Source organism: Shewanella sp. SG44-2 (genome assembly GCF_014164215.1).
Taxonomy (GTDB): Bacteria; Pseudomonadota; Gammaproteobacteria; order Enterobacterales; family Shewanellaceae; genus Shewanella; species Shewanella frigidimarina.
Genome location: NZ_JACJEU010000012.1, coordinates 52369 through 70347, shown reverse-complemented (window position 1 = coordinate 70347; position 17979 = coordinate 52369). Strand labels below are relative to the sequence as shown.

16 protein-coding genes and 1 tRNA gene are annotated in these 17979 nt (G+C 40.6%); 9 read left to right on the top strand and 8 right to left on the bottom strand.

What is annotated here, in order from left to right; all coding sequences use genetic code 11:
• Positions 1–82: 82 nt before the first annotated feature.
• The 3 genes from H5181_RS11200 (at position 83) to H5181_RS11190 (ending at position 2588) form a co-directional block, all read left to right on the top strand.
• Complete coding sequence (locus tag H5181_RS11200; protein WP_182751036.1) at positions 83–1222, top strand: HNH endonuclease; 1140 nt, start codon at positions 83–85, stop codon at positions 1220–1222.
• A 416-nt stretch (positions 1223–1638) separates the two neighbouring features.
• A complete protein-coding gene (locus tag H5181_RS11195) occupies positions 1639–2031 on the top strand; it encodes a hypothetical protein (RefSeq protein ID WP_182751035.1) in 393 nt (130 codons plus the stop codon).
• Between the two features lie 116 nt (positions 2032–2147).
• Positions 2148–2588: a hypothetical protein gene (locus H5181_RS11190; protein WP_182751034.1), complete on the top strand. Its 441-nt coding sequence runs from the start codon at positions 2148–2150 to the stop codon at positions 2586–2588.
• Positions 2589–2959: 371 nt separating this feature from the next.
• On the opposite strand, the gene H5181_RS11185 is transcribed toward H5181_RS11190, so the two are convergent.
• From H5181_RS11185 to H5181_RS11175, 3 genes are all read right to left on the bottom strand, one after another.
• Positions 2960–3036, bottom strand: a tRNA-Pro gene (locus H5181_RS11185).
• A gap of 283 nt (positions 3037–3319) precedes the next feature.
• Complete coding sequence (locus H5181_RS11180) at positions 3320–5110, bottom strand: DUF3413 domain-containing protein (protein ID WP_182751033.1); 1791 nt, start codon at positions 5108–5110, stop codon at positions 3320–3322.
• A gap of 85 nt (positions 5111–5195) precedes the next feature.
• Positions 5196–5408 carry a YejL family protein gene (locus H5181_RS11175; RefSeq protein WP_011637946.1) on the bottom strand — a complete coding sequence of 71 codons (213 nt, stop codon included), beginning with the start codon at positions 5406–5408 and terminating at the stop codon, positions 5196–5198.
• Between the two features lie 183 nt (positions 5409–5591).
• Here H5181_RS11175 and yejK point away from each other — a divergent pair, with 183 nt between their 5' ends.
• Positions 5592–6620, top strand: coding sequence for a nucleoid-associated protein YejK (yejK, locus tag H5181_RS11170; protein ID WP_182751032.1), 1029 nt, complete (start codon positions 5592–5594; stop codon positions 6618–6620).
• 450 nt (positions 6621–7070) lie between these two features.
• Positions 7071–8018 (top strand): magnesium/cobalt transporter CorA, encoded by a 948-nt coding sequence (corA, locus tag H5181_RS11165; protein WP_011637944.1) that lies wholly within the window; start codon positions 7071–7073, stop codon positions 8016–8018.
• A 175-nt stretch (positions 8019–8193) separates the two neighbouring features.
• On the opposite strand, the gene H5181_RS11160 is transcribed toward corA, so the two are convergent.
• Positions 8194–9444 carry a DUF3391 domain-containing protein gene (locus tag H5181_RS11160; RefSeq protein WP_182751031.1) on the bottom strand — a complete coding sequence of 417 codons (1251 nt, stop codon included), beginning with the start codon at positions 9442–9444 and terminating at the stop codon, positions 8194–8196.
• 115 nt (positions 9445–9559) lie between these two features.
• Here H5181_RS11160 and H5181_RS11155 point away from each other — a divergent pair, with 115 nt between their 5' ends.
• The gene (locus H5181_RS11155) at positions 9560–10255 is read left to right on the top strand and encodes a 2OG-Fe(II) oxygenase (protein WP_182751030.1); all 696 of its coding nucleotides are present in this window, start codon (positions 9560–9562) and stop codon (positions 10253–10255) included.
• Positions 10256–10325: 70 nt separating this feature from the next.
• On the opposite strand, the gene H5181_RS11150 is transcribed toward H5181_RS11155, so the two are convergent.
• Positions 10326–11678, bottom strand: a complete 1353-nt coding sequence (locus H5181_RS11150) for an ATP-binding protein (RefSeq protein WP_182751029.1) — start codon at positions 11676–11678, stop codon at positions 10326–10328.
• On the bottom strand, positions 11669–12343 hold the full coding sequence (locus H5181_RS11145) for a response regulator (RefSeq protein ID WP_182751028.1): 675 nt from the start codon (positions 12341–12343) through the stop codon (positions 11669–11671). The genes H5181_RS11150 and H5181_RS11145 overlap by 10 nt, the downstream gene beginning before the upstream one ends.
• 238 nt (positions 12344–12581) lie before the next feature.
• On the opposite strand from H5181_RS11145, the gene H5181_RS11140 reads away from it, so the two are divergent.
• The 3 genes from H5181_RS11140 to H5181_RS11130 are packed head-to-tail and all read left to right on the top strand — an operon-like array spanning position 12582 to position 15688.
• Complete coding sequence (locus H5181_RS11140; RefSeq protein ID WP_182751027.1) at positions 12582–13436, top strand: putative selenate ABC transporter substrate-binding protein; 855 nt, start codon at positions 12582–12584, stop codon at positions 13434–13436.
• Entirely contained in the window at positions 13436–14113 is a 678-nt protein-coding gene (locus H5181_RS11135) for an ATP-binding cassette domain-containing protein (protein WP_182751026.1), read from the top strand. The genes H5181_RS11140 and H5181_RS11135 overlap by 1 nt, the downstream gene beginning before the upstream one ends.
• A 57-nt stretch (positions 14114–14170) precedes the next feature.
• Positions 14171–15688, top strand: coding sequence for an ABC transporter permease (locus H5181_RS11130; protein ID WP_182751025.1), 1518 nt, complete (start codon positions 14171–14173; stop codon positions 15686–15688).
• 110 nt (positions 15689–15798) lie between these two features.
• Here the strand turns inward: H5181_RS11130 and H5181_RS11125 are convergent, their stop codons facing one another.
• Both H5181_RS11125 and H5181_RS11120 read right to left on the bottom strand, forming a co-directional pair.
• Positions 15799–16476: a LysE family translocator gene (locus H5181_RS11125; protein WP_182751024.1), complete on the bottom strand. Its 678-nt coding sequence runs from the start codon at positions 16474–16476 to the stop codon at positions 15799–15801.
• Positions 16477–16662: 186 nt separating this feature from the next.
• Positions 16663–17973, bottom strand: a complete 1311-nt coding sequence (locus H5181_RS11120; RefSeq protein WP_102036400.1) for a dicarboxylate/amino acid:cation symporter — start codon at positions 17971–17973, stop codon at positions 16663–16665.
• Between the last annotated feature and the right edge of the window lie 6 nt (positions 17974–17979).

The following is a 17979-nucleotide window of genomic DNA, read 5'->3' as shown; positions in this document are numbered from 1 at the left end:
TTAGCTAAAGCATTCTCTTTTTGGAGGGGGATAGATTATGGTATGTAAATCTATTAATAGGATATCTTTCAAGGAAATAACGATGCCACATATCTGCGCCATTTGTTCGATTTTACTGAATGACAGTAATAATACTAAAGAGCACGTTATTCCGAATGCTATTGGTGGAGTTAAGAAGATTAAGAATTTTATTTGCAATAGGTGTAATAACGAATCTGGAGCCAATTGGGACTTTGAGCTTTGCGGGCAGCTAGAGCATTTTAGTTTGCTATTTCAGATAAATCGGGACCGAGGCAGCCTTTCTAAGAAAGAATTCAAAACAGTTGATGGTAGAAAAATAAGAGTATTGCCTGATGGCTCTATGGAGCATACAAAACCGACTATTAATCTTGAAGAGCATGCAAAAGGAGCAAAAGTTCATGTTTCAGCAAGGAATATAAAAGAAGCGAAACAGATAGTTTCTGGCTTATCCCAAAAGATGAGTGAAAAATATCCAAAAGCAAAACCTATAGATATTGACGCGATAGAATTCAAAGCTCAGCGAGAGTATCTAGAAAGTCCACTTGAAATATCAAAATCATATGGAGGGCTGTCTGCAGGGAGATCAACTGTTAAGTCTGCTCTAGCAATGGTTGCTGAAAGTGGAGTTGACGTCAGATGTTGCGAGAAGGCGATCCCTTTCTTGGGGGGGAGTAAGGGAAGTGAGCCGTGTTTTGGTTTTTATTATGATAAAAGTGATTTGGTTTTAAATCGCCCTGAAGGTTTACCATTCCATTGTGTACATGTCGAAAGTGACGAGCAAGAAAAATTGATTAAAGGGTATGTAGAATATTTTGGTCATCTAAGATACGTGTTGTTGTTATCTTCTAACTATTCCGGTAGATCTTTCAGAGCCAGTTATTCTATAAACCCATTAACGGGTGAGGAACTGAAGCTAGATATCAATATTTCACTTACCAAGTCGGATATCTTAGATTGTTACCAATATAAAAGGTATGACGCAGATGTGCTAAATACTGCTATGGGTAGCATTTTGGGTACATTGGCTGCTATAGACAGGGAGAGGCAGACAGAAAAAGAGATTCACTTAGCTTATGAATATGCCCTTAACAAGATGGGTGTTACAGGTGATGAGGAGTTAACAAAAGAAGATTATATGCTTTTCATAAACCATTTAACTGATTGCTTGGCGCCCTACTTAGTCAGTATGTATCGTTCATAGGTGAGCTTGCTAACTCAATTACTGATAACTTTTAAATCAAAAATTAACATTACCACCCACGATTATTCGCAGGGTCGCTTTCAGCGTTCCTGCTGGCAGAGTTGAACTAAGCCGCTGCGCGGAGCCAAATCAAGCTTCAATTGACTGTATTACTCATATTGAATCAGCTAGACTTATAAAATGTGATGGAACACCACAATGACAAGGAAATTGCAATTGAACACATACAAATCAAGCCACATAATCAATTCAAAATTGTTTTCAGCCCAGAGCCAGCATCAAAAAAAGCAAATTCCTATAGCATAACGTGTACCCGTTAACCTGGACTCGGCATCAGCCAAATCCAACAAGCGGTTTGTGCCATGCAAACAGCGCAACGCATAAATACTAAAACGTTATACACAAGGAGTTTGTAAATGCCTTTTTCTGCCAAAATGACTTTAATGTTGCTTTACTTGAGTTCAGGAATCAGCATTACTCTTGCTGCATGGATGATGTTCGTCGTAGATGCTAGGCCATCAACTGCAGTTTCACAGTTAATTTCTGGAGTAGCCTTTTTTTGGGTTGCTTCTGCTTTGAAAAAGCGAGATGAAAAATCTTTGATTATTGGTTTAATAGGGACTGGTGGATTACCTCTTTTTTGGCTTTGGAAGGCTTATGATCAGTATTTTTACGATCTTTCTCTGTTTGAGGCATTTAGAATTTATCCGATATTGGGAATATATATCATCCCCTTATTTGCAATGATTTTTTTGCTATTACCAGCCTCAAAAAACTACTTTAGACCTAAAGCTGAAAGTTGCGTATAACAAGCTTCTAAATTCAGACTCACCAAGGTTGTCATGCCATTTGCTGCGCAAATCACCCGCCAGCACCTAGCTCACTTATTAGAGGGGGGCTTTAGGCAATCAATAAGGAAATAATTATGAAGTTAATCTCCACTATTATTTTAATAGCAGCTGTAATGAGCCCGCATGCATTAGCAAGCACAGTCTCTGCAACGCAGCAGTTAGGTGTCTGTTTAACAGATTCAATGAATGGAAAAGAAAGGAAGAATTTAGCTAAATGGATCTACTTTGGTATGTCCCAGCATAGCACTATAAAACCTTATTCAAATGTCTCAGATGCTAACTTAGATCAAATGAATAAATATGTTGGAGAGCTTATAACTAGATTAATAACTAAAGATTGCAAAGAAATATCCAATAAGGCTATGGAAGAAAATTCAGCAGCATTTGAGTCTGCATTCAGTATTGTAGGGAAAGTGGCAATGCAAGAGTTAATGACAGAATCATCCGTCTCTCAAAGTTTGGGTGCATTTGAGAAGTACTTAGATACCGAAAAAATCGAAGCTGCTCTTAAATAGCGGCCTAACAAAAAGTTGGTGTTCGCACCTGCGGTGCTGGGACGGTTAAACTTCGTTGGTTACAGTCGATTTAAGGCAGGTTTAAACGTTATTCAATTGATGTATTTTTGATTTGTCTCAAACCAAGTGACGTCACTCAGTTTGAGAAATATACGATATTGCCGGTCTCAAACCACCCGTTTCATTTCTCAAACCTCGCGACCCGCTACATTTAGACATTAAAAAAAGTTATGACAGAAATAACGTAAGTTGTAATTGTAGAGCAGAGGGTTTGACCGGAGTTTGACCGGATTAATAAAATTCACGTATTATCTTTAGACACAAAAAATCCTGTAAGCATTTGATGCGTACAGGATTTTTTATTTTTAATTTGGTCGGTATGAGAGGATTCGAACCTCCGACCCCTGACACCCCATGACAGTGCGCTACCGGGCTGCGCTACATACCGAAATGACTTCGTTTGACTTTAGATATAATGAAAATATCATCATACATGTCAACCACTTAGTACGGCTGAGAGCCTTGGGGGGTTACTAAGTGGATAATTACTGTATCAATTGCGATTTGTTTACGCAAGTAGTTAGTTATCAGTCGGTTATCGATTGATTATAAACTATCCATTCAATAAAACACTCGACCTTATCTATGCATAAGCAAGCATGATAGCGCTTAATGAAAAGCTCGCTCGTTTACAATATTTAAACTAAATATCTTATTCGTTATAAAATATCTTATTGATTATAAAGTCTACGACCTTCACGCATTACTTGGATTAATTCTGGTGCGCTCATTTTCTTATCTAAACGTTTTTTATAGTCTAAATCGTAAATGCGGTATTTACCGAAACTATCCAATACTGTTATTTCAGCTTTTTGATAAATGGCAAAGCGGCGGCTGTCGCCTATGTAAACCCAGGTTTCATTATTAGGTTCTAACAAGCTGCGGCCTGAACTGTAATCTGTACTTGGATTAGTGCAGCCTAACACATGGCTTAGCAAGGTTGGCGCTATGCCGTAATGGCTGGTGCGGTAATTCACTTTATTACCATGGCTGTCGGGCCAATGGATTATCAGCGGCACTTTAACATTACCTGGCGATAAATCGCTGCGGGCGTCGCTGGTATTACTGGTAAAGACCTGGCCGTAAGTGCCAGTGATGAGCACAATGGTATCATCACTAACGTTATTGAGTAGGCTAGCCAGTTGTTGGTCGATAAAGTTAAGTGATTGACGATATTGATTAAACAGCACTTTTTGCGCAGGCTTTAATGCCATATGCGGTTTGATGGTTTGTACGCCTAAAAATCCGACTGGGGTGTCGTAATCTTTTGGTGCGGTAAGATTCACTAAGGCAAACCACGGTTGTGTTTGTTTTGGCTGCCAAGCATTCACCGCATTAATGGTGTTGATATCGGCATCTGCGCTGCCATTATCGCCTTCGCTGATATGAATGTTTATACCGCTGAACATTGCGCTATTAGCAGCGTATTGATCATTTTCAGGCGCAAACATGGCTAATTGATAGCCTTGCTGTGACAACGTGTTGGTCAATATTGGGCTGGTGCTATCAAACTCTTTGCGATCGCTGTAGTTGCCTTGTAAGCCATACATGAGGGTAAACATGCTGGTTTCAAAGTCTGTACCACCGCTATAGTGATTCATAAAGCGCTGATTTTTAATACGATACTGGCTTAAGAACGGCATGGTGACACTGTCGACCATGTCTGCTCGTAGGCTGTCTATGCTGATAACCATAACATTGGGTTGGCTGTCTGCAGTACATTGCATCGGACTGATGGGATAGCTCAACTTACGTGATTTAGTGTTGCGAGACTCTGTTGACTGCATGCTGCTGTCAATGCCGTGATTTTCCATAAACGAGCGTGCTGTCGCAGGGTATGACACAGGATAGGCGTCGTCAAAACGGGTGACTTCAGTCATATTGGTCGCGTCGGCCCAAATATGAAATAAATGGCTACTGACAAAACAGATACCGACAAACAGCACTACTTTGTTGCCCCATTGTTTTTTCTGAATTTTGTCGATGCGTTTCCACAAATAATTGGCCGCGGTAAGCTCTACAATCACAATGACGATAGGTGTCACTATGTATGAAGTGCTGTGTAATAGCGCGTTGAGATCTTGCCAGGCTAAGTCGAACGCAAAAGGACTTAAATGGATACCGTAGTCGTCATAAATAATGGTGTCATACAGTAGGGCATATAAACCAAGAGAGGCGATAAATGCAGCAAAACCACGTAAAATTTTGGAGTAAGGTAATAATAAGGTAATCGGGAAGATAAAAATTAAGTAACCGATAAAGGCCAAAAAGGTAAAATGACCAATGGTGCTGATTGACAGGTAAGCCCAACCAATAATGGTTTCTGGGTAGCCGACACTGCCAATATATCGAGCGCCAATTAACATCGCTAATATGCCATTAAAGAAGGCAAACCAGTGACCCCAATTAACTAAGCGTGACACTTTATCACGCGTCATTTGCTGCTTTTTGCGCTCGATCATGTTAACTCGTATTCCTACGTTATTATCACAGACTATTTTCAGTGTAACTGATTGTTAGCATTGATGATAAATTTTATTTAGTCGATTACTTAACCGACTGTGTTAAGGCTTTAGCAAATTGCTCGGCAACTTTTTGACGTGATTCACCTGGGACTTTTTTGTCTAGTAAATGGGTCACGCAATTGCCCAATACCATTAGGCTTAAATCGGTAGGTGCTTGATGCTTAGCTAGTACAGCAAGCAGCTCGCTGATAAGTGCTTCAACTTGAGTGTTTGTGTATTTAGATTGAATTGCCATAGTCAGAAAACTTCAATAAATAATGAATTAGCTGCACATAATAACGGATTTAGCCGGCGCTCGCCTCAAGTTTTATTCGCTGTATGTGAGGAATATTGTAAACCCTTGTTCGATTTATACGGTTGGTCTGATATCATTCTTTTTTAAAATAACATCTGCGACAGACTAGGATTAACAAGGCTTATGAGCATTAGTATTGAGCAAGCAATTATTCACGAAATTTCTCAAGACAGTCAGGGACAAATGCGTTGTCGTTTACGTCCGCAACCGTTGTTGAATACTCACGCCGTTGAAACCATGTTAGAAGAGTTGCATCAAACCTATTCGGGTAAAGCGGGCAAGGGATTTGGTTTTTTTGGAACCCATGGCGATGATGGCGAAGCCAACAGTGAATTTTCTGATGCTCTGACCGGTTATCGTAAAGGCGATTTAGGTTTTGTTGAGTTTAGCGGTCAAGCGAGCCAACTGTTGCAACAAGAACTGGCCAAGTACGATTTTAGCCAAGGCGGTTTTTTGTTGATGTCTTGCTACACCAGCATGACAAGCGACTATTTATTTGTGGCGTTATTAAGCGCTAAGTCGTCGATGACAGTATTAGATGACATGGAATTGTCGCAAAACAATCATTTAGATTTAAATAATATTCAGTTAGCGGCGCGTATAGATTTAACCGAGTGGCAGGCAGATAAAAGCTCACGTAAGTATATTTCGTTTATTCGTGGCCGTGCTGGCCGTAAAGTTGCCGATTTCTTTTTAGACTTTATGGGTTGTGTCGAAGGGGTGAACACTAAGGCGCAAAACAAAACCTTGATCCATGCGGTTGAAGATTTTGTCGCGGGCAGTGAGTTAACCAAAGATGAACGCCAAGGTTGCCGTAACAAGGTATTTGAGTATTGCTCTGAACGCGCTGACGCGGGTGAAGTGATTGAGGTTAAAGACTTAGCAGATGAGTTAGCGGATTCTGGTATGGATTCATTTTACGATTTTGCTTGTGGCGGCAGCTATGAGTTAGATGAAGAGTTTCCAGCTGATAAAGCCAGTTTACGCAGCTTGAAGAAGTTCTCGGGTACCGGCGGTGGGGTGACATTGAGCTTTGATGGCGGCCATTTAGGTGAGCGGGTTATTTATGATCCGATATCTGACACTATTTTGATTAAAGGCGTGCCAGCTAATTTGAAAGACCAATTAGATCGTCGCTTAAAAGGCGAATAACGTAAGCTTAATTGGTGTTGTTACAACAGCGTCCTATTTGGGCGCTTTTTTATGAGCGAAGATAATAGCGAGTCTAGGTTTAACGCGTGCTATGCTTTGGTGAGTTAGTAAGTAAAGCGAGCTAACATGTTGTAGCATCTAGTATTGCGTGTGATTTTTGGGTTCAATAGCGTGCAAAGTGACATTAACTTACGCAGATTTTTTATATCAATATACTGATGCGTAAACGTGTCAGTGGCGGTGAACTTTGCAACGTTTTGTTTGGATTTATCTAACGGCTTAGCTCATGGCTTATTTAGCAAATTACCGAACAAATTATCTAACTGGTACGATTTTTGGCGCAGTTGAATATTTTACTTTTCATTCATTTGTAGTTGAGTAAACTAGCGCCACTTTTTGAGTGTTTTTGTTTGTTATGCTTGTAATAGCCTAACGGACTTTGGGGGAGCGATGATCACTGCATACGCCTATCAAAATAGAGAATTAATCACCACCGAATTGAATGTGGGCGATAAAGTCCCTGAATCAACCTTGTGGTTAGATTTATTAAAACCCGATGATGCAGAGCGTCAATGGTTGAGGCTATTCTCTGCTGAAGAAGTTCCTGACGAAGAAGATATTAAAGAAATTGAGGCTTCGGCGCGTTTTTACCAAAACCAAGACGGTTTACACATTAACTCGTTGTTTCCTCAGCGTGTGAGTTCAGATGTACGCGCAGTGAACGTGTCGTTTAACTTGCGAGAACGTTTTTTGCTAACAATGCGTGAAGAAGATGTCGGCCTTATTCGTTTACTGCGTAATTACCTACGTTTAGGGCGCTTGGATATTACCACTCCACAAGGCTTGTTGTTAGAGCTCTTTACTTTGAAAGTTGATTATCTATCTGACTTAATTGAAGATATTTATAGTATTTTAGAAAATGTTGGCGAGCAAGTATTTAATGACGAAGAGCTTGATGGCGTTTTTAAACTGATTACCTTACAAGAAGATTCGAACGGTAAAATTCGATTAAGTTTGTTGGATACTCAGCGTTCATTACGTTATATGCAACGTTATTATCGTGACCGATTGTCGGATGAAAACTTGAAAGATATTCGTGAGATGTTATCGGATATTGAATCATTGATGCCACACAGCCAGTTTATTTTCGACAAGTTACAATTTTTACTGGATGCGGCGATGGGATTCAGTGGCTTGCAACAAAACAAAATCATTAAAATATTTTCGGTGTCAGCGGTAGTATTTTTACCCCCTACGCTAATTGCCAGCAGTTATGGGATGAACTTTCATATTATGCCAGAACTCGATTGGCGCTTTGGTTACCCAATGGCAGTGGCATTAATGCTTGCCAGTGCAGCAGGAACCTACTTTTTCTTTAAACGGAAAGGTTGGTTGTAGCAGTAGCTTATTTTACACAAAATAATGCCATCAATTGTTGCCGATTGATGGCTTTTTTATGCCTCAAATACTTGAGTTAGGCGGAAATAAGTCGACTGAAAAGTGTTATGTAAGCCACTACTTAAAGAGATAAAATAGATTATTCAATTCTGCTTAATTCATCTCCGGCACAACACTAGTTTTGACCAATTCCTATGCTGATTTGTTCTCTAGGATTGAGGTATTTATGGATTTTTTCTGGCAATGCTGCGGCAGGTAGACTGCGTACAATGCTCAAGCCTTCATCTTGTAAACTAATGATGGGGGCTAAATCTTTGGGTACCAGTTGATCGTAAACCACAATATTGGGGCACAATAGCTTCTGCAAGTTTACCGACATAACCATAGCAAATTGGCCACTGGATAATTCAATAATACTGCCAGGCGGATAAATACCTAACATTTTGATTAACTTGCTAATATATTCAGTGTTGAGTTTGTTTTTATAGTTTTTATACAGCAACCCCAAGGCGATACTGGGTGGTTTACCCTTAGCTTGGTTGGTGCCATTACACAAATTGTCGTATTCGTTAACCACGGCGATTAACTGTGACAGCTTGTCTAATTTGTCGGCTTTGAGCCCTTGTGGGTAGCCACTGCCATCTAAATATTCGTGATGATTAGCAATTAACGGTTTGGCTTCATCTGGAAAGCTGTCAGCGAGTTTGAGAAAGTTAATGCTCATCAATGGGTGCTGTTTAATAAAGTTTTCTTCTGGCGTGGTAAGCGGCACTCGCTTGTTGAGAATGTTGCTCGGAACTTTGAGTTTACCTATATCGTGAAATAACCCACCAATACCAATCGTTTCAACTTCTTCGCGGCTCCAACCTAGCTCTTTTGCCATTAACATACATAACATAGCGACGTTAAGTGAATGGTGATAAATATGCTCATCATTTTTAGCATCGCCCATTAAATGTAAGGCTAAATTATCACTATTGAGTAACATGGTGGTCATGTTGCTGATGAGGTCTTTCGCTTCACTGACCGCATTGAGTGGTCGGCTACTGATTTTAGACACCATTGAACGCATCATCGACACAGAACGATTAAATTGTTGTTCAGTTTTCTTCAAATCTCGTTTGAGTTTCTGTTGCTCATCGATTTTGGCCGACTTCTGGCTAATCATTTGTTCTTTTAGCGCGTTGAGGGCCTGCTCATCGGGTTTCTGGGTGCTGGCATTCTCGGACGTTACAGGTTCAACATCACTTTTTTCGGGATCAAAAAAAACATCTTTTAGGCCTAAGCCTTTGATGAGTTCTATTTGTGCAGCGTCTTTAATTTTAAAACTGCTAAACAGGAAAGGGTGGTCTTTCCAGGAAATTGGCAAGCGGATAAAGGTGCCCACTTCTAACTGTTCTACAGAGATTTTTTGGTTTTTTTTCATATTCAATCGATAGTTACTTTGAAGAACAATTAGCTATGTTATGCATTGCCCTTTACAGGCACTTTAATTGCGTGGCAGCATACTACTATAAATTTATTAACAATAGTTACTCCCTATGGATTTTATTGAAGTATATCCCAATGCGATAAGTAATGACTTATGTGATCGTTTAATTGCGGCATTTGAAACGCATCCGAGTGTGGGTCCTGGTCATACGGGTTTTGGTGTAGATACCGAGAAAAAGCGCAGTCGTGATTTAATGCTAGATGCTTTTGATGATTTAGCCGAATTAAAAAATGAACTTTTAGCGTCGACATTTACCCATATTAGCGATTATTTTACTCAATACTCATTAACGTTAATGGGGGCGGTTTCTGTACAAGTAGCAGATGAAAATGGTCAACCACAAACGTTAACGCCTGATAATTTTGATGTGTTAGGTCGGCCAAGGGCGGCGGCATTAACCAAGTATTTGTACCGCAGTGGTACGATTAATGTGCAGCATTATCAGCAAGGTGTGGGTGGATATCCGCATTGGCATTCAGAGCAGTATCCACAGAATGGCCATAATGAGGCGCTTCATCGGGTGGTGTTATACATGTTTTACCTGAATGACGTTGAAGAGGGCGGTGAAACGGAGTTTTATTATCAACAACGTAAAATAAGCCCTAAAAAAGGCACTATGGTGATTGCTCCAGCGGGTTTTACTCATAGCCATCGTGGCAATGTGCCCATTAGTAACGATAAATATATTGCGACTTCTTGGGCGATGTTTAATCGTGCCGAGCAACTTTATGCGCCATTAAGTTAGTGATTACTGTTGAGCAAAACCAGTTGTGGCTTTATATGCTTATTTGATTGATGACTTTGTTGCTGCGTGCTTATACCGTTGCGGGGAGCTGAATGACAAAAGCTGCTCCGCCAAGCTCGCTAGTACCAATAGTCATTGTGCCGCCATAACTGCTAACGAGCTCATGGCATACTGCTAGACCAATTCCTTGCCCAGATGATTGAGTATCGGCTCTCATACCGCGCTGGATTATATTTTGTTTAATGGCGTTATCTACGCCCGGGCCGTCATCTTCCACACTGAGTTGGATGAGATTGTTATCGAGGCTAGCGGCGCTGATCATGACGTTATTGCCACATAAGCGAAATGCATTTTCCAGCAGATTACCCAATAGCTCCATAACATCGCCTTTGCTGAGTGGTAGTTGCAATGAAGGTGATATGTTTAGGGTGAATATGACATGTTTGTCTCGATAGATTTTATCGAGCATTTGCGCAAGTTGTTGAGCAATTGGCGCGATAACGGTTTGTTGCTGACGTAAACTTTGTTGGCCTAACATGGCGCGTTTAAGTTGATATTGTACTAAATGATCCATGTCGTTTATTTGTTCAAGTATTTTTTGATGCTGTTGCTGGCGATCTAATGAGTCATCATCAATGATGGCAATACTGGCGGCGAGACGCGTTTTTAAGCTGTGAGCAAGGTCGTTCATGGCATTTTGATAGCGAGTTTGACGTTGGTCTGTTTGGTCCATAAGTTGATTTAACGCTGTGGTGATGCCTTGTAATTCGACGGGGTAATCTTGTGATAGGCTGTTTTTACGTCCTTGTTGTAGCTGCAATAACTCTTGTTTTAGCTGAGTTAACGGCCGCATTCCCCAGTAAGCTGCACTCACTAAAAGCAGTAGTGCAATAGCCATTACCATTGCCAATCTAAAATAAGTAAGTCGATTAAATTGATTGAGTTCAGCTTTCAGTGCAGTGGCATCTTTCAAAATCAATAAATGATACATTTCGGTTTCAACGTCAATGCTGAGCAAGTAAGCAAAGTAGCTTTGTTGGCCATTAAAGTTGAGGTAGAAAGGCGGTAAATCATCTTTTATATCAAGATATTGTTCACAGATGTTATTCAAGTTTAAGCTGATAGCGTAGTCAGATCGCCATAAGGTGTTATAGCTACTATTGCAGGTAGCCATAATGTATTGCGTGTCGACGTCATCACCTTCACGGGCTTGGGTGATAGGGATTAAATTGTTTTCGCGAAACTCTGCGGCAATGATGGGTAATTGGGCGATTAAAGCGCTGGTGGTTTGGTTATAGCGGTTTTGGGCATGAAGTAGGGTAATTAACCACGCCAGACCAAATCCCACTAACGCGATAATACTCAAGGACGTTAAGAACATCCTTGTAAGCAGGCGTTTTTTAGGTTGTAAAATTAGTCGCATGGGTGATTAAATTTATATCCTTGGCCGCGAAGGGTAATGATGGACTGTTCTATTCCACCTTGAGCTAGTTTCTTTCTTAATCGGCTGACCATCACTTCAATGGTGTTGGGGTCGCCTTCTTTGTCGGCATAGACCACATCCAGTAAACGCTGTTTAGCGACAACCTCATGGCAATGACGCATCAAGTATTCCAGAATTAGGTATTCAAAGGCAGTGATCTCTAATGGTGTTTGATTTAGTGTTACTTGTTTTGCTGCAACATCTATTTGCAGTGCACCGCTGGTGATGGTTGAGCGAACAAAACCACTGCTGCGGCGCACTATAGCGTCAAGTCTGGCGATGAGTTCTTCTTTTTGAAATGGTTTAACTAAGTAGTCGTCTGCACCTGCATTGAGCCCTTCGACTTTATCTTGCCACGTTAGTCGAGCGGTTAAAATTAGAATAGGCGCTTTAACATCTGCATTACGCAACATTTTGATTAGGCTTATTCCATCTTGATCGGGCAAACCTAAGTCAATAATGGCAGCATCAATAGGATAATTAGTGGCTTGATAAAACCCTTCTTTTGCGGTTAATGCCACTTGCACTTGATTACCTTGAGCTGATAACTGCACCTGTAAATGGTGTGATAAAAGAGGGTCGTCTTCAATAATCAATATGCGCATAATCCATCCTTGTTAAGCCGTCATTATATGTGAAATGTGCTTGACCAATATTACCTTACAAATCTAGAAGGTTAAATATTAAACAGAATTTTATGATAACCATATTCAAACTGAATACCATCATGGTGCTTGTGATAATTATTTTACTCACATTTTGCCCTGAAAGGGCTTAGTCGATGTAATCAAGCATCAGGTAAGTTAGAATAGCGTCATTGACCGACTAACTTTTAAGATTGAGATGAAACTAACACATTTATTATCGGCTAGCTTTTTAAGTTTATTTTCGACAGTTGCATTAAGTGCAACTTTTACCTTTACTGCTATCCCAGATGAAGATGAAAGTCAGCTTCGGACTCGCTTTGATAAAGTGGCTGATTATTTAACCGAGCAGCTGGGCGTGGAAGTGAAATATATTCCGGTAAAGTCATATTCTGCAGCGGTAACAGCATTTCGTAATAACCAAGTACAACTAGCTTGGTTTGGTGGTTTATCTGGTGTGCAAGCGCGTCGTTTAGTGCCCGGTTCTGAGGCTATTGCCCAAGGTTTTGAAGATCGGTTTTTCAAGAGTTATTTGATTGCTCATAAATCTACTGAAATGGCTGCTTCAACTCATTTTCCATTATTGAACGATTATACCTTTACCTTTGGTTCTAAAGATTCAACTTCAGGGCGTTTAATGCCACAGTATTTTATTGAAAAAAATACCGGTAAGCCAATTGAACAAATTTTTAAACGTATCGGTTTTTCTGGTGACCATAGCCGTACTATTAGCCAAGTTGAAGCCGGCGTATACCAAGTTGGCGCGGTTAATTATAAAGTATGGGACACTGCCGTTGAAAACGGTGAAGTTGATACCAGTAAAGTGAAAGTGATTTGGGAAAGCCCTACTTACCCAGATTATCAATGGACGGTACATTCGGGTGTTGATGAAAAGTTTGGTGCAGGCTTTAAAGAAAAGCTGACTAAAACGTTAATTGGTATGACGGATAAAGATTTGTTAACCAGTTTCCCGCGTGAGTCGTTTGTACCTGCCAAAAATAGCGATTATGAACCGATTGAGCGCGTGGCAAAAACAATTGGAATGCTCGATTAATGTTGTCGTTGGTTGATGTTGATTTAGGTTATAACCAGCAAATTATTTTACCTAAAGTGAATTTGTCATTTAAGGCAAATGAGCATGTGGCTATTTTAGGCCCTTCAGGCGTGGGTAAAACTACGCTGTTGCATCACCTATATCAACAATTGGCCGAACAAACCTGCTTGTGCTCTCAAGCACAAGGGTTAGTTGATAACCTGTCGATGTATCACAATGTGTTTATTGGTGGGTTAGCGCGTTATTCCCGTTGGTATAATTTAGCTAATTTGTTGTTGCCATTTAATAAGCCGCAACAACAAATTGGCGCTATTTGCCAGCAATTAGAACTAACCGTGCCTTTGCAACAGAAAGTCAGTGAGTTGTCCGGTGGTCAGCGCCAACGAGTGGCATTGGCCAGAGCGTTATTCCAACAACAATCAGTGTTTATGGGCGACGAGCCCTTTTCTGCGTTAGATCCACTAATGGGCTTACGATTACTAAACTTGATTAAGCAAACGCATGAGAGTGTTATTTGTGTGCTACATGATGCCGAGCTAGCGTTAGCAAACTTTGATCGTATTATTGTCATTAGTGATGGCAAAGTAGTACTAGATAACAAAGCGGGCCAATTATCTCTGGCTCATTTATCACAGCATTATGCTTTAGCTGATTCACCAAAGCATGCAGTGGCATAAATATGAATATGTTGATGCTGCTAAGCGATTTATCTTCATTCTATCCCCGTTTTTATAATGCCTAAAATGATTACTTACAGTCGTTACTATTTTGTAGGGCATTGGCAGAAAATCACTCTGTTGCTTTTACTTATGGTCTCCGTGTGTTGGTTTTTTGCCGATACCGAGGTGATTGCACTCGATCCTTGGGCAGAGCTTGGCCGCATGTGGCAAGGCTTCGTGCATCCTGACTTTTTCGCGACAGAGTATTTACTTGATGCGCTGTGGCAAACCATTAGCTTTGCATTGCTTGGGATTACGATAGGGTTGCTATTGGGTTTTCCACTCGCATTGTGGTATCAACATCCTTTGGTTGCGGCAATGTGTGCATTTATCCGTGCTATACATGAGATATTTTGGGCATTGATATTCTTACAGATATTTGGTCTTTCAGCCATTACCGGTATTTTAGCAATAGCGCTTCCTTATGCTGCTACTTTTGCTCGTGTGTTTGCAGATATTTTACAGCAGGCACCAATGCATACCTTATTTTCACTGCCTAAAGGCACCGATAAACTGTCGGCATTTATATATGGTCGATGGATGCACATGTATCCGCAGATTGTCGATTATATTCGTTACCGTTTTGAGTGCGCGCTCCGGAGCAGTGCCGTGTTGGGTTTTATTGGTATGCCAACATTAGGGTTTTATTTAGAATCCGCTTTTCGTCAGGGGCATTATCAGCAAGGTGGTGCACTATTAATCTTATTTGTGTTGTTAATTGGAAGTATACGCTTTTGGGCTAAACCGATAATGCTTTGGTTGTATTTACCGCTTGCAGTGTACTTCTTACCCCCCATTCCTGTTATCGACTCACAACTCATTTGGCGCTTTATCAGTGTCGATGTTTTACCGCCTATGCTTCAAGGGCAACCATTTTTGAGCTGGTTTGACACTGATAAACTGTCGCAGCTTGTTAACTGGAGTTATACATTAATCAGCCAGCAAGTGTTTCCCGGGATGGTCGCGACCTTAGTTCTGGCTTTTTGTGCCTTGGGATTAACCCATGTGCTAACGCTGGTATTATTGCCTTTTAATACTCGTTTGATGATGCCAAAAGTGGTTATTTTAATCATGAGGGCGGTGAATTTAATATTACGTTCATTGCCTGAGTATTTATTGGCTTTTGTGTTTATGATGCTATTAGGGCCGTCGATGTTGCCAGCGATTATCGCGTTAGCGCTGCACAATAGTGGCCTGATGGTCTTTTTAATGTCACGTCAAGCCGACAGTGTTAGCGTGCCGCTGACGTATCGACCTCGGATTGAACAGTACAGTTATTTGGTGCTGCCAGCTATATACCCTCATTTTATGGGACTGTTGTTTTATCGATTTGAAGTGATTATCCGTGAAACGGCCATCTTGGGCATGCTTGGGGTAATGACATTAGGCTTTTATGTCGACAGTAATTTTTCTGAAATTCGTTTTAGTGGGGCATTATTGCTGCTGGTGTTCACTGCGGGTTTGAATGTGGTGGTGGATTATTTAGCGCGACGATTATTGCATTACCCTCGCAACCGTTTACAGGCTTGCTAAAGTATCTTGGTTTAGAGCGACAGAAGGTTAGCATCATGGCTCAAACAGGTAACTGTTTGAGCAAAATAGTCAGTTTACTCATCTTTTTATTTACTCTAATTCAATCGTGTTTATAACTGACCGATAATTTGATGAATTATATTATTAGCAATCGTGACTGCAACGGCAATAAAAATAATCCCAACGAGTAGATCTATAATGGTATTGGCCGCGAGCAATTTTTGTTGTACCCGAGGTTTAGACAGGATCAGTGCGAGTAAGCTAAACCACGCCAATGACAACACAAATAATAATACCGTGGCGGCAATTTTTGTTTGGTAATTGACTTGCGGTGTAATTAATACAGAAAATAAAGTAATAAAAAATATCAATGCTTTAGGATTCAGTAGGTTGGTATATAGTCCAATTTTAAATCCCTTTAATGATGATATCAGCGCCGCTTTTGCCACATTTTGCTGCATTGATGGCGTGTCTGAATTACGGCGTTTGCTGATAATACTGGTGATCGCTGATTTGAGCGCCCCATATCCCATCCATGCTAAATAGCTACTGCCAATCAGTTGCACGGCCATAAAGGTAATATGAGACTGTTGGATCATCACACTGATGCCCATTAACGACAAAAAAGTGTGAATTAAGATAGCGACAGTAATGCCTAAGGCGCAATAAAGCGAAGTTAAGCGTGTTTGCTGCGTAGCCATTTTAACGATAATGGCAAAGTCAGGTCCTGGGCTCATTAATGCCACAATGTGAATAACCGCTAAACCCGCCAATAAAGTCATGTCCATATATATTCCGTTTTTTATAAATTCAAGCTGGTGAGATTTTGTTGATATCTATTTGTTCATATCAATTTGTTGATGTCTATGAGAGCTTATTTTAATGTAAGTTGATGATAATGGCACATTTATGCAGCAAAAAGATAATAAAAAAGCGCTAAATTAGCGCTTTTTTATATAGGTTAAGCTTAATTGTTATTTTTTGGCATTAAGCACTTGCTCTTCAAAACTTTTGGCGGCTTTACCTGCTTGTGAATCGTTGAATACTTCTTCATTAAATTCGCCTTCAGATTTGGCAATGATCACCGTAGCTACCGCATCACCAGTGACGTTCACCGCTGTGCGGATCATGTCTAGCATTCTGTCTACACCAATAATCAAGGCAATACCTTCAACGGGTAAACCTACTTGGTTTAATACCATTGCCAGCATAATAAGACCTACACCAGGCACACCCGCAGTACCGATAGATGCCAGCGTGGCAGTTACCACAACAGTAGCGTAATCCATGATGCTCAGTTCAATACCAAATACTTGAGCAATAAATACCGTAGCAACACCCTGCATAATGGCGGTGCCATCCATGTTGAGTGTGGCACCAAGTGGTAAAGTGAATGACGCTATTTTGTTGTCAACGCCCATTCTGTGCTCAGCCGTTTCAATGGTAACTGGCAATGTTGCATTAGAACTTGCTGTACTAAAAGCAAACAGCTGTACGTCGCGGATTTTACGTAAAAACATTAACGGGCTGAGACCCGAGAACATTTTTAATAAAGTCGGGTAAACCACTAAGCCTTGGATAAATAAAACGGCAACCACGAGGAAGAAGTATTTGACGACACTACCAAATGTTTCTAATCCCAACGTTAAACTCAGCTTAGCCATTAATGCGAACACACCATAAGGTGCCAGTTGCATAATTAACGTCACCACTCGCATGATCACATCATTCAAATCATTAAAGAATGAGGCAACACGAGTACCTCGTTCACCAATATGAGAAATGGCAAATCCAAAAATTACCGCAAAAATAATGATCTGCAGCATATTGCCTTCACTCATGGCTTGCATCGGATTTGTCGGTACTATATTAATAAGAACCTCGGACAAACTTGGTGCATCTTTAACGGTATATTCTAAAGCATTACCTGCCAGACTGGCATTACCCGGGTGGATAAGTACTGCAGCTAAAATCGCAATAGTGAGTGCTATTGCCGTGGTAAATAAATAGAAAGCAATCGTTTTACCCCCTAGGCGACCTAATTTAGACGGGTCACTTAACGAGCTTGTGCCGCACACCAGTGAAATGAACACCAATGGTACAACGAGCATTTTTAAGCTTGAAATAAAGATAGTACCGATGACATGAAGGAAACCTTCAGTAATATATTCTTTAATGAATAGACTGTCTGGGAACACATTCCTTAACAACAGGCCTAAAATTATGCCTGCAGCCATACCAATTAAAATTTTGCTCGTGAGCCCGAGCTTGCGTTGTTTACTCACAGAGTG

Excerpts from the sequence above, each read along its gene's own strand:
- H5181_RS11200 (WP_182751036.1), top strand. The coding sequence starts at position 83 with ATGCCACATATCTGCGCCATTTGTTCGATTTTACTGAATGACAGTAAT.
- H5181_RS11195 (WP_182751035.1), top strand. The coding sequence starts at position 1,639 with ATGCCTTTTTCTGCCAAAATGACTTTAATGTTGCTTTACTTGAGTTCA.
- H5181_RS11190 (WP_182751034.1), top strand. The coding sequence starts at position 2,148 with ATGAAGTTAATCTCCACTATTATTTTAATAGCAGCTGTAATGAGCCCG.
- H5181_RS11180 (WP_182751033.1), bottom strand. The coding sequence starts at position 5,110 with ATGATCGAGCGCAAAAAGCAGCAAATGACGCGTGATAAAGTGTCACGC.
- H5181_RS11175 (WP_011637946.1), bottom strand. The coding sequence starts at position 5,408 with ATGGCAATTCAATCTAAATACACAAACACTCAAGTTGAAGCACTTATC.
- yejK (WP_182751032.1), top strand. The coding sequence starts at position 5,592 with ATGAGCATTAGTATTGAGCAAGCAATTATTCACGAAATTTCTCAAGAC.
- corA (WP_011637944.1), top strand. The coding sequence starts at position 7,071 with ATGATCACTGCATACGCCTATCAAAATAGAGAATTAATCACCACCGAA.
- H5181_RS11160 (WP_182751031.1), bottom strand. The coding sequence starts at position 9,444 with ATGAAAAAAAACCAAAAAATCTCTGTAGAACAGTTAGAAGTGGGCACC.
- H5181_RS11155 (WP_182751030.1), top strand. The coding sequence starts at position 9,560 with ATGGATTTTATTGAAGTATATCCCAATGCGATAAGTAATGACTTATGT.
- H5181_RS11150 (WP_182751029.1), bottom strand. The coding sequence starts at position 11,678 with ATGCGACTAATTTTACAACCTAAAAAACGCCTGCTTACAAGGATGTTC.
- H5181_RS11145 (WP_182751028.1), bottom strand. The coding sequence starts at position 12,343 with ATGCGCATATTGATTATTGAAGACGACCCTCTTTTATCACACCATTTA.
- H5181_RS11140 (WP_182751027.1), top strand. The coding sequence starts at position 12,582 with ATGAAACTAACACATTTATTATCGGCTAGCTTTTTAAGTTTATTTTCG.
- H5181_RS11135 (WP_182751026.1), top strand. The coding sequence starts at position 13,436 with ATGTTGTCGTTGGTTGATGTTGATTTAGGTTATAACCAGCAAATTATT.
- H5181_RS11130 (WP_182751025.1), top strand. The coding sequence starts at position 14,171 with ATGCCTAAAATGATTACTTACAGTCGTTACTATTTTGTAGGGCATTGG.
- H5181_RS11125 (WP_182751024.1), bottom strand. The coding sequence starts at position 16,476 with ATGGACATGACTTTATTGGCGGGTTTAGCGGTTATTCACATTGTGGCA.